Source organism: Sphingobium sp. WTD-1 (genome assembly GCF_030128825.1).
Classification (GTDB): Bacteria; Pseudomonadota; Alphaproteobacteria; order Sphingomonadales; family Sphingomonadaceae; genus Sphingobium.
The window spans coordinates 150,805-165,142 of record NZ_CP119127.1; the positions used below are offsets into that span (position 1 = coordinate 150,805).

The window sequence follows — 14,338 nt, forward strand, 5'->3', positions numbered from 1 at the left end:
GCGCGACGGGATCGTCGCGTCTCCACCACTGGACTCATCGTCTCAAAGGCCTATAGCCCCGCCTTGCCAGACCCGCCGTGCAGAGGCGGGCCGCAAGAATAGGGATCAGGGTAGATGACGCTCATCAAGACCGCCGACCTCATCGAGAGCGTCGCCGATGCACTCCAGTTCATCAGCTATTATCATCCGATGGATTATATCCGGGCCTTGGGCACGGCCTATGAGGCCGAAGCCAATCCGGCGGCGAAGGACGCCATCGCCCAGATCCTGACCAACAGCCGCATGTGCGCCGAAGGCCACCGCCCGATCTGCCAGGACACCGGCATCGTCAATGTGTTCGTGAAGTGGGGCATGGAGTGCCGGCTGGACGACAATAGCCGGTCGATGCAGGAGGTGATCGATGAAGGGGTGCGCAAGGCGTACCTCAACCCCGAAAATCGGCTGCGCGCGTCGATCCTGAAAGATCCCGCCTTTTCGCGCCAGAACACCAAGGACAACACGCCCTGCGTGCTGAACGTGGAAATGGTGCCGGGCAACAAGGTCATCATCGACGTCGCGGCCAAGGGCGGCGGCAGCGAGAACAAGACCAAGTTCAAGATGATGAACCCCAGCGATTCGATCGTCGACTGGGTGCTGGAAATGGTGCCGCAGATGGGCGCCGGCTGGTGCCCGCCGGGCATGCTGGGCATCGGCATCGGCGGCACCGCGGAAAAGGCGGTTGCGCTGGCCAAGGAAAGCCTGATGGACCCGATCGACATGGGCGAGCTGAAGGCCCGTGGCCCGCAGAACAAGATCGAGGAACTGCGCATCGAGCTGTTCGACAAGGTCAATGCGCTGGGCATCGGCGCGCAGGGCCTGGGCGGCCTGGCCACCGTACTGGACATCAAGATCCACGACTATCCCTGCCATGCGGCTGGCAAGCCGGTAGCGATGATCCCGAACTGCGCCGCGACCCGCCACGCGCATTTCACCCTCGACGGGTCCGGCCCGGCCTATCTGGAAGCGCCCAAGCTCAGTGAATGGCCGCAGGTCGACTGGAAGCCGAGCAAGGAAGCGATCCGCGTCGATCTCGACACGCTGACGCCGGAACAGGTGCAGGGCTGGAAGCATGGCGACCGCCTGCTGCTGAACGGCAAGATGCTGACCGGCCGCGACGCCGCGCACAAGCGGATCGCCGACATGCTGGAGAAGGGCGAGACCTTGCCGGTCGATTTCAAGGGGCGCGTGATCTACTATGTCGGCCCGGTCGATCCGGTGCGCGACGAAGTGGTCGGCCCGGCCGGCCCGACGACCGCGACCCGCATGGACAAGTTCATGGACATGATGCTGGAACAGGGGCTGGCCGCCTGCGTCGGCAAGGCCGAGCGCGGCCCGGCCGCCACCGACAGCATCGCCAAGCACAAGAGCGCCTATCTGATGGCGGTCGGCGGCGCAGCCTATCTGGTCGCCCGCGCGATCAAGGAAGCCAAGGTCGTGGGCTTCGAGGATCTGGGCATGGAAGCCATCTACGAGTTCACGGTGGAGGACATGCCCGTCACCGTCGCCGTCGATAGCGAAGGCCAGAATGTCCACCGCCTCGCCCCACTGGTGTGGCAGGAAAAGATCAAGAAGGAAAAGCTGCTCGAAGGGGCGTAAGATCGCCCCGTCAGCAACTATCCTATTGATACGGATCAAGGCGGCGCGCGAGACGGGAACCCCGTTTCGCGCGCCGCATTATTTCCGGCACCCAAAGCCGGAGTTCATCCATGTCCTTCACGCAGCTCGAACCGCCCTTGCCCGTCATGATCGAAGGCAAGGGCAAAGGCTATGCCTTCGCCGTCATCGACTATGGGCAGGAGCATAATCTGATCTGGGTGACGGGCCTCAGCGACAGCGGAGAAATCTGGTGTGCGCCCAACCCGCTGGTCCGACTGCAGACCAACTGGACGATGGGACGCCAGCCGCATCATGAGCCCGACTGGAAGAATGTCACGCTGGCGCCGATCAAGCCGAGCTGACGAAAAAGGCGCGCCATCCCATCGGATGACGCGCCTTTTTCGTTGCCCCCTCCCCATGCTGCGCATGGGGAGGAATAGGACTTTCGATTACAGCTTGCCGCTCAAGGACACGCCGATGATGCGGGGCTCGTTGAACACCGGCGCCATATAGTTTTCGATCACGCCCTTCACGTTCTTCTCGCCGGTGATGTTGCGGGCGAACGCGGCGATCTCATATTTGCCGTCCGGCGCGGTGTAGCCGATCTTCAGACCGCCTTCGAAGTCGCCCTTCGAGTAGAACTCCTTCGTCTTGTAGAGGACGAAGTTGGTGTAGCCCTGGATGTTCCAGTCGGTCGCCGCGAAGAGCTTGCCACCATTGCCCAGCGGCACATCATAGCGGGCCGCGATGTTGGCCGTGTATTTCGGCGCGTTGGGCAGCGGGTTGCCGTCGATCTGGGCAAAGACGCCACGGCCGGCGACGGTGACAGTCGGGTCTTCCACGGTGCAGACGACCACGCCGTTCAGCGTGCAGACCTGGGCATAGACATTCTTGTCGTTGATCTCGCTGTGCAGCAGGCTGAGGCCGGCCGACAGGGTGAGATTGTCGAACGGACGCGCTTCCAGATCGGCTTCCAGGCCATAGGCCTTGGCCGCGTCGGCATTGAACAACACGCCATTGCCGTTCACGTCATTGCCGTTGAGCTGGATGTCCTTCACCTTCCAGGCGAAGCCCGACAGGTTGAAGCGCAGGCGGTTGCCCAGCAGGTTGGTCTTGATGCCGCCTTCGTACGACATGATCGTTTCCGAATCCGCCGTGGTGAAGTCGCTGTTGAAGACCGCCGAGCGGCCCTGGATGGTCGGGCCACGGAAGCCGCGCGCGACGCGGGCGTAGAGGCTGACTTCGGGGCTGACTTCATACAGGGCGCTGACGTCCCAGCTCGGTTCCTTGCCGGTCAGCTTGACGTAACGACGGCCGGCATAGGTCGAAACGCCGGCCGCATTGGCGGTAGCGCGGACCAGACGGGTTTCCTTCGTGTCCTTGGTGTAGCGACCGCCGGCGGTGATGGTCAGGCCCGGCACCACTTCGTAGCTCGCCTGGCCGAACAGGCCCCAGCTTTCATTCTTGTTGCGCAGGCGCACCCAGTTGTTGGGATTGTTGGCGGCGCCGGTCAGGAAATAGGCGCGCTGGTAGAAATCGGTGGTGTCGCGGCTGTCGAAATACATGCCGCCAACCTGCCACTTGAAGGCGCTGTCACCATTGCTGGCGAGGCGGACTTCCTGGGTCAGCTGGTCGAGGTCGCGCACCTGGCCCTGGCTCTGGCCATAGCCATTGGCGACGCCGTTCACCGGATAGTCGGCAGCGGCACCACCGTCGGTGTCGCCACGGCTGTAGCCCGAGGTGGTTTCATAGGCGGTGATCGAGGTCAGGGTGACCGGCCCCATGTCGATCGCGATATTTTCCGACGCGCCATAGGTCTTGTAGGCCTGCGGGTTGTTCATCGCTTCGTCGAGCGCGATCTTCGAGCGGGGTTCGCCCGACACGCTGTTGCTGCCCTTGGTGAGGCCGGCGCGATGGAAGATGGTCGAGGTGCCATCATAGTCGCGCGCATGGACGCTGGTCAGCATCGAGACATTTTCGGTCGGCGTCATCAGCAGCTGAAGGCGTACGTCCTTCTCATTATAGCCGCCCATCGCGTCCTTCTTCGGGGACACGGTGCCGTCGGCGCTGGGGCCGGTGTAGGTGTTGTCGACCCAGTCGTCGCGATGCTGGTAGAGGGCCGAGACGCGGAAGGCGAGCTTGTCCGCGACGATCGGGCCGCCGATGCCGCCGTCGAAGGTGACGGTGTTATAGCTGCCATAGCTGGCCTGGGCGCGACCTTCCCAATCCATCGACGGACGGATGGTGTCGAACTTGATGATGCCGGCCGTGGTGTTGCGGCCGAACAGCGAACCCTGCGGGCCGCGCAGCACTTCCACCTGGTTGACGTCGAACACCGGGTTCGACTTCAGCACGACATGCTCCAGCACGACATCGTCCTGGATGATCGACACCGGCTGCGACGCGCCGAGATAGAAATCGATATTGCCGAGGCCGCGGATGTAGAAGCGCGGGAAGATGCGGCCGGTGGTGGTTTCGGCGTAAAGGCCGGGCACGCGGGCGGCGAGTTCGAGAATGTCGCCGCCGCCGGCGGTCAGGTTGCGCAGCGCATCGCCCTGCACGACGCCGACCGAGACGGGCACCTTCTGCAGATTTTCCGAGCGGCGCTCGGCGGTCACGACGATCTCGTCGAGCTGGCCGGCGTCAGCGCCCGCTTCCTGCGCATGGGCGACGCCACCAAGGGCGAGCGCACCGAAGGCCGAGGTCAGCAGCAGCGCCGACCGTGCGAAAGTGAATTTCGACAAGGTTATTCCCCGATAATATTGCTTTTGCGTCCGGGACAGCGGCGCCCCTGCGCCTGCCGTCCGGGATGCCATCGCCGCTAGGCGCGATTTGTGGCGGGACAGTGACGTTCGCCCTGCCCAACATGGAAGCATGTCGGAATGTTGCCGAGCGTTGTAACAATGCAACACAATGCGATCCATGCGCCAAGGTGACTGGCAAGCGTCATACACGCTTGTTATCGTCCCAGCCCATGACAGGGGAAATCGAAGCAGCGGGTGACGCAATCACCGGGGGCATGCTGGCACGGGCGGTCGAGCCGGGCCATGGGGAAGCCCATGAGGCCGGCCATGGCGCCTGCCTGAATTGCGGCACGGCGGTGACGGGCAATTATTGCCCCGAATGCGGCCAGGCCGCGCATCTGCACCGCAGCTTTGCCGCGATCGGCCATGACCTGGCCCATGGCGTGCTGCATTTCGAGGGCAAGATCTTCACCACCCTGCCCGAGCTGGCGCTGCGCCCCGGACAGTTGACGCGCCGCTATATCCATGGCGAGCGGGCCAAGTTCGTATCGCCCTTTGCCCTGTTCCTGTTCAGCGCCTTCCTGATGTACGCGATCTTCTCGCTGACCAGCCATCATGGCCCGGAAGGCGCGCGCAACCAGGTGAAGATGAACAGCGAGGCGATTGCCGAGCTGAAGAAGGAAGAAGAAAAGGCCGATGCCCGCATCGCCAAGGTGCAGGCGCAACTGGCCGAGTCGGGGATCAGCGCGAGCCGGCGCGAGACGTTGCAGGAGAAGCTGAAGGACGCGCGGGACGAGCGGAAGGGCCTGTCGCTGGCGAGCGGCCTGACCGACTCGCTGACCGGCGAAGGCGTCAACAAGAACGTCGCCGATACGGTCGGCAAGGCGATCAGCGCGGCGGCCAAAGACCCCGAATTCGCTTATTACAAGCTCAAGGCCAATGCCTATAAATTCTCCTGGCTGCTGATCGTCATATCGCTGCCCTTCCTGTGGCTGCTGTTCCCGTTCAGCCGCCGGTTCAAGATTTACGACCATGCGATCTATGTGACCTATTCGATCGCCTTCATGTCGCTGCTCTTCTCGCTGTCGATGATCCTGACGGCGGTCGGCATCACCCATGGGCTGGTGACGCTGGTGCTGCTGCTGTTCGCGGCCTGGCACATGTATCGCCAGTTCAAGGATGCCTATCAGCTTTCGCGCAGCGGCACCTTGCTGCGGCTGCCGCTGCTGTACGGCTTTGCCTGTGCGTCGCTGTCGCTGTTCTTCGCGTTCCTGATGATGATGGGGTGACGGGTCGCGTCCCTATTGTATAGGGCGCGCATGATTACGTCCCCGATCTGGTTACCCGCCACCCTGATGGCCGGGGCCACGCAGGCCTGGCGCACCGCGGTGCAGCGGCGCGTGGGCAAGACGCTGTCGATCAATGCGGCGGGCCTGGTCCGCTATCTTTACGGCATTCCCTTCGCGCTGATCCTGCTTGGCGGCTATCAACTGCTCTTCCCCGCACCCTTCCCTGCGCTGGGGCGGCTGTTCCTGCCCTTCTGCCTGGCCGGCGGGCTGGCCCAGATCATCGCCACCAATTTGCTGATCATGGCGTTCGGACACCGCAATTTCGTCGTCGGCACAGCCTATTCCAAGACCGAGGCAGTGCAGGGCGCGATCCTGTCCTTCCTGCTGATGGGCGAGCGGCTGAGCGCGCTGACCTGCGCCGGGATCGGCTGCGGCGTCGCCGGCGTGATGCTGCTGTCGACCGGCGGCAAGCGGATGGGGCCGATGGATTTCCTGCGCGCGCTGGGCCAGCCGGCGGCGATCACCGGCATCGCATCGGGATTCTTCTTCGCGCTGACCGCGATCGGCATCCGCCGCGCGACGCAGGAGGTGGGCGGGGGCGATCCGATCCATGCCGCGCTGATCGTCCTGAGCGTCACGGTGCTGCTGCAGACGCTGCTCCAGGGCGGCTATCTGGCGCTGCGTGAGCCGGGCGAGATGCGTAAGGTGTTCACCAGCTGGCGAGTGTCGGGCCAGGTCGGCTTCCTGTCGGCCATGGGTTCGGCCTGCTGGTTCACCGGCTTTGCCACGGCGCCGGTCGCGCTGGTGCGGATCGTCGGCCAGATCGAGGTCGCCTTCACCATGGCGTTCGGCCATTTCTACCTGGGCGAACGGATGGCGCGCAGCGAGGCGATGGGGCTGATGCTGGTCGCATGCGGCGTGGTGCTGGCGCTGCTGGGTGCGCTCTGACGAAGCTGACATCCGTGTCAGTATGATAACCGATATTTTACCATCCATGGCTAGCCAGTTGCCGTGGGCACAGAAACGCAATCGGGAACCGTCGCACGAGCGGTAATGAAGGTCGCCAAACTCTCTGGCGATCTGGGTATCCGTACGCTCGACCTTCAGGCAGACATCAGCGAACTCGCGGACCGGGTGACGCAACAGGCGCGCACGATCGAGGCGATCAGCGGCGCCGCGTCGCAATTGTCGCGCGATGGCGAAAGCGTGTCATTGGTCGGCCAGGACGCGCGCGAGAAGGCGGTCGCCGCCCGCGCCATCATCGATGATTCGGGACGGCAGCTGTCGACCGCGAACGGCAATTTCGTCGACCTGATCGAACAGGTGAGCCGCATCCATTCCCGCCTCGATGGCTTTGGCGAGGCGCTCAAGACCGTCGCCCATGTCACCAGCGTGATCAGCGGCATCGCCAGCCAGACCAATTTGCTGGCCCTCAACGCGACGATCGAGGCGGCACGGGCCGGCGACGCGGGGCGCGGCTTTGCCGTGGTCGCGGCCGAGGTGAAGAAGCTGGCGCAGGAAACGGCAAGCGCGACCCAGACGATCGAGCGGTCGATCGGCGCGCTGACCAGCGAGGCCGGCGGCATGCTGGACAGCATCACCCATGGCGCGCAGACCGCGCGCACGGCGCTGTCCGACACCAAGAATATCGAGGCGCTGGTCGACCGGCTGGGATCGCTAATGCAGGGCCTGTCGAGCAACAGCGAGGCGGTGGCCGAGCGGATCGCGTCGATGGTCGGTTCCGCCAGCGAGATCCGGACCGGCCTGTCGGCGCTGTCGAGCACGTCGGGCGACAATGCCGATGGCCTGCAACGGCTGTCGGGCCGCGTGTCGATCGCCAGCGACGACACCAACATGCTGCTGCAATATCTGGCGGAAAGCGGCGTCGACATCCCCGATTCGCCCTATATCCGGTTCAGCCTGACCGCCGCGCAAGCAGTGGGCCATGCGATCGAACAGGCGCTGGACGAAGGCCGCATCAGCGAAGCCGATGTGTTCAGCGAATATTATGCGCCGATCCGCGGCACCAATCCGCCGCAATTCACCCATCCGATCCAGCCGATCATGCTGGCCGAGGCCCGTGCGCAGCAGGAAGTGGCGCGCGGCTACAAGGGATTGTTCGGCATGACCTTCACCGATCGCAACAGCTTCGGCGCGATCGCCATGCCCGAACGCGCTCTGCCGCAGCGGCCGGGCGACGAGAAATGGAATGCGGAATTTTCGCGCCAGGGCGTGGTGTTCGATTTCCCCGACACGCGCGAACAGTGCAAGATCAGCGAACCCTTCTGCATCAAGGCCTATCGCCGCCTGACCGCCGAGGGCGAGGTCATCCTGCTGAAGCAGGTGATCGCCGCCATCCATGTGCGCGGCCGCCACTGGGGCATATTGCAAATGGCCTATAAGGATCAGGGCTGATCCGGGCCGCCCGGCGCGTCCGTTTCCTCCTATAAATCAGGCTGCACGGCAGCGACCATGGCCGTCCGCCCAATGTGGGAGGGCGGCCATTTTCATATCATCGGCGTACATGTCAGCCATTCGACAGGGAGGCACGGATGAAGCGCATCGTGGTCTGTTGCGACGGCACCTGGAACGAACCAGATCATAATGAGCAGGGCAAGCCCTGCCCGACCAATGTGGTGAAGCTGGCCAGCCTGATCCCGGCAATGGCGGAGGACGGCACGGCGCAACGGGTCTTCTATCACAATGGCATTGGGTCGATGGCGTCGCGGACCAAGCGGCTGATCGACGGGGCGACCGGCTATGGCATCAGCCGCATCCTGCTGTCCTGCTATGCTTGGCTGGTGCGCACCTATCAGCCGGGCGACCAACTGTATTTCTTCGGCTTCAGCCGGGGCGCCTATACCGCCCGATCGCTGGCCGGCTTCGTACGCAATTCCGGCATATTGCGGCCCGAGCATGAAAGCCTGATCCCCGACGCCTTTGCGCTTTATCGATCGCGCGACGGCACCCGCGCGCCGCGATCGGAAGCGTCGCGCCTGTTCCGGCAAAGCTATGCCTGGTCGGACACTACGCCGATCCAGTGCGTCGGCGTGTGGGACACGGTCGGGTCGCTGGGCGTGCCCAACACCTTGTTCCAGGGGATATTGAAGCATCTGTGCCGGGTGAATCGCGAATTTCACGACACCGACCTATCATCGACGGTCGCCTTCGCCTTTCATGCCGTGGCAATCGACGAGCATCGCAAGCCGTTCCTGCCGACATTGTGGACGATTCCCGACGGGCAAGGCGCAGGCCAGCATGTCGAGCAATGCTGGTTCCCCGGCTGCCATGCCGATGTCGGCGGCGGCAATCCCGATTCGGCGCTGTCGGGGATCGCACTGGAGTGGATGGTGGAGCGCGCCCGGCTCGCCGGACTGGCGGTGGATGATCCGTTCCGGCTGGTGCCGCCCGCTTTCCCGCCGCACCACCCCGATCCACTGGGTCCGGTCAGCGAATCCCAGACCCTCTTCTATCGCCTGTTCGGATCGGGCGAACGACCGATCGACGTGCCCCACCCGGCCGGACGGACCAATGAAAGCCTGTCCGATGCGGCGATCGAGCGCTGGCACAAGCTGGCGACATGGCGGCCGGCCGCGCTGGTCGACCTGGCGCAGCGCAAGCCCGACATGCTGGAGCCCCGCGGCCCGTGACGGGCCGCGGATAGATCAGGACGCGACCGGAATCACGCCATATTGCTGAAGTCCGGTCATGAAGGCATGAATCGCCAGCGCCGCCTGCAGCACCGCGATCAGCCAGCCGAACGCCATCAGCGTGCCGATGCGGATGAAGCCGAGCAATTGCCGGGCGTAGATCATCGCCAGGCAATCGGCGACCATCATGCCCAGGAAAATGCCAAACACGCCGATCAGGAAGGTCTGGGTATCGCCGGCGACCGCCGCGAACAGCAGCAGCGCGACGATGCCATAAGGGGTGATAATGATCGGAAAGGTGACCGGCGACAGAGCCAGCCCCTTGGCGGATTGCGGCGGCTCCTGTGCATCGGGCCGATGCTGCGCATTCTTGATCGCTTCGAGCGCGCCGATCAGCAGTAGCACGCCCCCGGTCAGCAACAGGTCCGCCGAGCCGATCTGCCAATTCTGGCGCAGCTTGTCGCCCAGGAAAAGAATCAGGAAGCCGACGGCCGTGGCCAGCAGGGTCGCCTTGATCGCCAGTCCGCGACGATCGCTTTCGGACAATTGACTGGTCAGCTGGGCATAGGCCGGGATCACCTTGATCGGCCCCAGTGTGACGAAGAAGATGATCAGGACGAAACTGAGATCATTCATGGCGCACTCCCCTGCCCTACCGAACCGCCGCCAGCAGTCAAAAATCCGCGTCCCGACATTGTCATCGAGGATAACAGGACAAGCGGACTTTCACCCGATCGGTTCCTGCCAGCCAAAGGTCGGAAACGGAGTGCTTAAAGCTAAGTCGGCAAAGAGCTGGTGGCTATCAGGGTTATCCATGATCCGACGGCGGGACGGACAGCATCCGCTTGACAGCACTCCGCTTCATTCAATAATGAGACGTTATCTCATAACTGGAAAGACATCTCCTTTGTTCAAGCGCCTGTCCGCGACGGCCCTGCTTTCGCCTTCGCTTTTCTGCGTCGCCCCTGCCCTGGCCGAAACCGTCGATGTCGAGGAAGATCGTCGTGCGCCATCCGAAATCGTCGTGCTGGGCACCCGCACGGCACGCGTCGACTCCACCCTGTCATCCGACCGGGCGACCGAAACCATGTCGCAATCCAGCCGCTCGATCGAGCGCGACCTGATGAGCGCGGTCGGCACCTATCGCCTGTCGGACGCGCTGGAACTGGTGAGCGGGGTCAGCAACCAGAATAATCGCGGCGGCTTCATGGACAATTTCGCCATTCGCGGTTTCCTGGGCACGCCCGATGGCGGCGCGGAATATTATGTCGACGGCTTCTTCGCCAATCGGGGCATGGCGCCCCCGCGCGACCCGGCCACGACCGAGCGGATCGAATTGCTGAAAGGACCAGCGGGCGCGTTGTTCGGCGATATCGATCCGGGTGGACGGGTCAACATCGTGTCGAAAACGCCCGGCTTCACCCCGGCGGCAAGCGCGATCTTTACCTATGGTTCGTTCGATACCAAACGGATCGAACTGGATGCGAACGTGCCGCTCTCCACGACGATCGCCGCGCGGCTGGTGATCGCGACCGAGGATAGTGATGGCTGGCGCGGCCATGTGTCACTCCGGCGCCGGGTGGTCGCGCCGTCGCTGACCTGGCGGCCGCGCGACGGGCTACGCTTCACCTATGTCGGCGAGATCACGCGTTTCGATGCGCCGTTCGATCGCGGCATTCCGGCGATCAACGGCGACGCCAACGCCTTGCCGCGATCAACCTATTATGGCGAACCGAATGACGGCGACACCAAGGCGCGCAACCAGCGACACCAGTTGAGCGGCGAGGCCGATCTGGGCGGGAACTGGAGCCTCAATGGCGGGGTTGCCTGGCGCACCGGGACGCTGAAGGGCTTTTCATCGGACCAGTCGCGCCTGATCGACAATCAGACGCTGTGGCGCCAGCGCCGCTCGCGCGACTTCAAGGTCGATGACCTGTCCGCGCGGATCGAACTGCGTGGAAGGATCGGCGATCATGCGCTCAGCGTCGGTGCCAAGGGCTATGTGCTCGACTATGCCGAGCGCTGGATGCGGCGGAACCCCACGGCCGATATCCCCTATGCTGTCGATATCGATAATCCGGTCTATGGCCAGACGCCGCCCGAATTGCTGCCTTTCACCAACAACCGGGAAAAGCGCTGGTCGGGCACGCTCTATGTCCAGGACATGTGGAACGCGACCGACCGGCTGACGTTGATCGGCGGCATGCGTTTCGACGCCTATCGCCAGCGCATTCGCAACAACCGCACCGGCGCGGTCGGCAAAACGGTGGACGAGCCGCTAAGCTTTCGCTTCGGCGCGCGCTACCAACTGTCCAATGCGATCGCGGTGCATGGCAATTGGGGCGAGAATTTCGTGCTCAATTCGGGTACAGATCGCAACGGCACCGGCTTCGCCCCGGAACAGGGCAAGGGCTATGAACTGGGGCTGAGCGGTGCCTGGCCGGGCATCGACGTCGCCTTGAGTTGGTTCGACATCCGCAAGCGCGGCATCCTGACCAATGATCCGGTCGACGCCAATTATCTGGCACCGGTCGGCAAGCTGCGCAGCCGAGGGCTGGAGCTGGATGCGTCGGTGAAGCTGGGCGCCCATTGGCAACTGGTCGGCAATTATGCCTGGACCGATGCACAGGCGGACGACGACGCCTTTGCCACCGACGACGTGCTGAACGTGCCCGAACATGCCGGATCACTGTTTGCCGTCGGGCGCTTCTTAGACGCGGACGGGCGCGGCCCGTCAGTCAGCGCCGGCCTTGCCTATGTCGGCGAACGGGCCGGAGCGATCGATGGCAGCGGCCTGCGCCTGCCCGACTATGTGAAGGCCAAGGCGGCGGTCGATTATGCCTTGTCGCGCCATGTGACGCTGCGGGTGGAGGCCGACAATCTGTTCGACGCCCGCTATGCACAAAGTTCCTATAGTTCGCTATGGATTTTCCCCGGCGCGCCGCGCACCATCCGTGCCTCTGCCCGGATCGCGCTGTAACCCTGCCCGTTGCAGCCTTGCCCTGTCGCGCCGGCACGTTATGTCGGCGCGATGACAGGCACGGGAGCAGGCATGGCGCGCGCGGTTGCAATGATGAAGGCTGTCGGGGTCGCGCTGCTGTTCCTGCTGATCGCCGCCTGTCTGGCGACGGTGATCGTGCCGCCCTTTCTCGACCGCATCTATTATGCGGGGCCGGCGAGCCGCCATTATGACGGCGCCCGCTTCTTCAATCCCGATGGCGAGATCGACATGCCCGCCCCGCCCGGCACCAGCCGCCAGGGCTTCATCGCCCGCTGGCTGCTTGGCAATGACGATCGCCCGGCATGGCCCGATGCGGTGGCGGTCAAGCCGGCGCGCCCCGCCCCCTTTGCCGCGCCGCGCGGCATGGTCGCCACCTGGGTCGGCCATGCGACCGTGCTGGTGCAGGCGGCGGGCATCAACATATTGACCGATCCGATCTGGTCCGACCGTGCCAGCCCCTTTCCGCCGTTGGGGCCGAAACGGGTCGCGGAGCCGGGCATCAGGATGAAGGATCTGCCCAGGATCGACCTGATCGTCATCAGCCATAATCATTATGACCATCTGGATATCCCGACGCTGAAGGCATTGTGGCAGCGCGACCGGCCCAGGATCGTCACGGCGCTGGGCAATGACGCGATATTGAAGGCGAACGGCATCCCGTCGGTGGCGCTCGACTGGGGCCAGTCGGTGACCGGCGCGCAGTTGAACGGACTGGTGCCCGAAGCGGTGATCCAGTGCGAGAATTACGAGCATTGCCCGGACTATCGGGTCCATGCGACGCGCAACCATCATTGGAGCAGCCGCTGGCTCACCGACCGCAACCGGGCGCTCTGGTCGAGCTTCCTGATCGAGACGCGGGCGGGCAATATCTATTTTGCCGGCGACACCGGCGCGGGCGACATGGGCTGGACCGGCGATGCGACGCGGTTCGGGCCGATCCGGCTGGCGCTGATCCCGATCGGCGCCTTCCGCTTCTGGCCGGGGCAGATGGAATCGGACGCGCATATCGGCCCGCGCCGCGCGGTCGAACTGTTCGAGCGGCTGGGCGCATCGACTGCGATTCCGATTCACTGGGGCACCTTCCGCCTCTCCTACGAGAAGCGCGACACGCCGCCGCGGATGCTGGAACAATATCTGCGCTGCGAGGGGATAGAGCGTAAGCGCTTCGCCCCGGTGCGGATCGGCCAGTCGCTGCTGGTGCCCAATGTCAGCCCGGTGCCGCGCGGCCCCAAGCAGTGCGACCAGCGGGCGATCGACGCGCTGCAATAAGCAGACTTCTGCAGAACCCAAGAAAATCTGGGTAGCGTTTCGCGCCTGCGCGCCGCATGGGCCGGGCATGAACCTCTTCAAGCCCCTTCTGGCCGGTGCCCGCCCGATCGACCGGATGATCGCGGGCCTGGGCGCGGCGATCGGCATCAGCCTCACCATATTGGTGTGCAGTCAGTTGCCGTTGCATGCCGGCGACCTGCCGATCATCGTCGCGCCGCTGGGCGCGTCGGCGGTACTGATCTTTGCCGTGCCCGCGAGCCCGCTGGCCCAGCCCTGGTCGGTGGTCGGCGGCAATATTCTGTCCAGCCTGATCGGCGTCGCCGCCTATCAGTTGATCCCCGACATGATGGTCGCGGCCGGCGTGGCGGTGGGCGTGGCAATAATATTGATGAGCCTGCTGCGCTGCCTCCACCCGCCCGGCGGCGCGGCGGCGCTGACCGCGGTGATCGGCAGCCAGGGCATTCATGATGCGGGCTATGCCTTCGCCTTTGCGCCGGTCGGGATCAATTCGATCGCCCTGGTGTCCCTGGGCCTGTTCTTCCACCGCCTGTCGGGCCACAGCTATCCGCACCAGCCGGTCGCGCCGCCGTTGATCGCCGACAAGATGCGCGCGGAGGCGGGCTTTCATCTGGAGGATATCGACCAGGCGCTGGCCGAACTGCCCGACAATTTCGACATCAGCCGCGCCGACCTTGACCTGCTGCTGTCGCGGGCAGAAATCCACGCCCAGGCCCGCCGGGCGGGCTGAGG

11 protein-coding genes are annotated in these 14,338 nt (G+C 64.3%); 9 read left to right on the top strand and 2 right to left on the bottom strand.

Translation table 11 applies throughout. The features are described 5' to 3' along the window. Positions 1-114 precede the first annotated feature (114 nt). Together N6H05_RS00765 and N6H05_RS00770 are read left to right on the top strand one after the other, a co-directional pair. Positions 115-1,635 carry a fumarate hydratase gene (locus N6H05_RS00765; RefSeq protein ID WP_284112314.1) on the top strand — a complete coding sequence of 507 codons (1,521 nt, stop codon included), beginning with the start codon at positions 115-117 and terminating at the stop codon, positions 1,633-1,635. A 110-nt stretch (positions 1,636-1,745) separates the two neighbouring features. After that, on the top strand, positions 1,746-1,997 hold the full coding sequence (locus N6H05_RS00770) for a hypothetical protein (RefSeq protein ID WP_284112315.1): 252 nt from the start codon (positions 1,746-1,748) through the stop codon (positions 1,995-1,997). A gap of 87 nt (positions 1,998-2,084) precedes the next feature. Here N6H05_RS00770 and N6H05_RS00775 read toward each other — a convergent pair whose 3' ends face one another. Beyond that, positions 2,085-4,379: a TonB-dependent receptor gene (locus N6H05_RS00775; RefSeq protein WP_284112316.1), complete on the bottom strand. Its 2,295-nt coding sequence runs from the start codon at positions 4,377-4,379 to the stop codon at positions 2,085-2,087. A gap of 230 nt (positions 4,380-4,609) precedes the next feature. Here N6H05_RS00775 and N6H05_RS00780 point away from each other — a divergent pair, with 230 nt between their 5' ends. The 4 genes from N6H05_RS00780 to N6H05_RS00795 all read left to right on the top strand — a co-directional run bounded on the left by N6H05_RS00780 (position 4,610) and on the right by N6H05_RS00795 (position 9,318). Next, positions 4,610-5,668: a DUF3667 domain-containing protein gene (locus N6H05_RS00780; protein ID WP_284112317.1), complete on the top strand. Its 1,059-nt coding sequence runs from the start codon at positions 4,610-4,612 to the stop codon at positions 5,666-5,668. A gap of 30 nt (positions 5,669-5,698) precedes the next feature. Then, positions 5,699-6,616, top strand: a complete 918-nt coding sequence (locus N6H05_RS00785; RefSeq protein WP_017499129.1) for an EamA family transporter — start codon at positions 5,699-5,701, stop codon at positions 6,614-6,616. 105 nt (positions 6,617-6,721) lie between these two features. Then, complete coding sequence (locus N6H05_RS00790; protein ID WP_284112318.1) at positions 6,722-8,083, top strand: methyl-accepting chemotaxis protein; 1,362 nt, start codon at positions 6,722-6,724, stop codon at positions 8,081-8,083. 137 nt (positions 8,084-8,220) lie between these two features. After that, positions 8,221-9,318 carry a T6SS phospholipase effector Tle1-like catalytic domain-containing protein gene (locus tag N6H05_RS00795; RefSeq protein WP_284112319.1) on the top strand — a complete coding sequence of 366 codons (1,098 nt, stop codon included), beginning with the start codon at positions 8,221-8,223 and terminating at the stop codon, positions 9,316-9,318. Between the two features lie 15 nt (positions 9,319-9,333). Here N6H05_RS00795 and N6H05_RS00800 read toward each other — a convergent pair whose 3' ends face one another. After that, positions 9,334-9,954 (bottom strand): MarC family protein, encoded by a 621-nt coding sequence (locus N6H05_RS00800; RefSeq protein WP_284112320.1) that lies wholly within the window; start codon positions 9,952-9,954, stop codon positions 9,334-9,336. A 271-nt stretch (positions 9,955-10,225) separates the two neighbouring features. On the opposite strand from N6H05_RS00800, the gene N6H05_RS00805 reads away from it, so the two are divergent. The 3 genes from N6H05_RS00805 (at position 10,226) to N6H05_RS00815 (ending at position 14,336) form a co-directional block, all read left to right on the top strand. Continuing rightward, positions 10,226-12,298 (top strand): TonB-dependent siderophore receptor, encoded by a 2,073-nt coding sequence (locus N6H05_RS00805; RefSeq protein ID WP_284112321.1) that lies wholly within the window; start codon positions 10,226-10,228, stop codon positions 12,296-12,298. Positions 12,299-12,370: 72 nt separating this feature from the next. Next, positions 12,371-13,588 (top strand): MBL fold metallo-hydrolase, encoded by a 1,218-nt coding sequence (locus tag N6H05_RS00810; RefSeq protein WP_284112322.1) that lies wholly within the window; start codon positions 12,371-12,373, stop codon positions 13,586-13,588. A 67-nt stretch (positions 13,589-13,655) separates the two neighbouring features. Further along, entirely contained in the window at positions 13,656-14,336 is a 681-nt protein-coding gene (locus N6H05_RS00815) for an HPP family protein (protein ID WP_284112323.1), read from the top strand. The last annotated feature ends 2 nt before the right edge of the window (positions 14,337-14,338 follow it).

Bases quoted from the DNA above. Each gene is read 5' to 3' on its own strand.
- N6H05_RS00765 (WP_284112314.1), top strand. From the start codon at position 115: ATGACGCTCATCAAGACCGCCGACCTCATCGAGAGCGTCGCCGATGCA.
- N6H05_RS00770 (WP_284112315.1), top strand. From the start codon at position 1,746: ATGTCCTTCACGCAGCTCGAACCGCCCTTGCCCGTCATGATCGAAGGC.
- N6H05_RS00780 (WP_284112317.1), top strand. From the start codon at position 4,610: ATGACAGGGGAAATCGAAGCAGCGGGTGACGCAATCACCGGGGGCATG.
- N6H05_RS00785 (WP_017499129.1), top strand. From the start codon at position 5,699: ATGATTACGTCCCCGATCTGGTTACCCGCCACCCTGATGGCCGGGGCC.
- N6H05_RS00790 (WP_284112318.1), top strand. From the start codon at position 6,722: ATGAAGGTCGCCAAACTCTCTGGCGATCTGGGTATCCGTACGCTCGAC.
- N6H05_RS00795 (WP_284112319.1), top strand. From the start codon at position 8,221: ATGAAGCGCATCGTGGTCTGTTGCGACGGCACCTGGAACGAACCAGAT.
- N6H05_RS00800 (WP_284112320.1), bottom strand. From the start codon at position 9,954: ATGAATGATCTCAGTTTCGTCCTGATCATCTTCTTCGTCACACTGGGG.
- N6H05_RS00810 (WP_284112322.1), top strand. From the start codon at position 12,371: ATGGCGCGCGCGGTTGCAATGATGAAGGCTGTCGGGGTCGCGCTGCTG.
- N6H05_RS00815 (WP_284112323.1), top strand. From the start codon at position 13,656: ATGAACCTCTTCAAGCCCCTTCTGGCCGGTGCCCGCCCGATCGACCGG.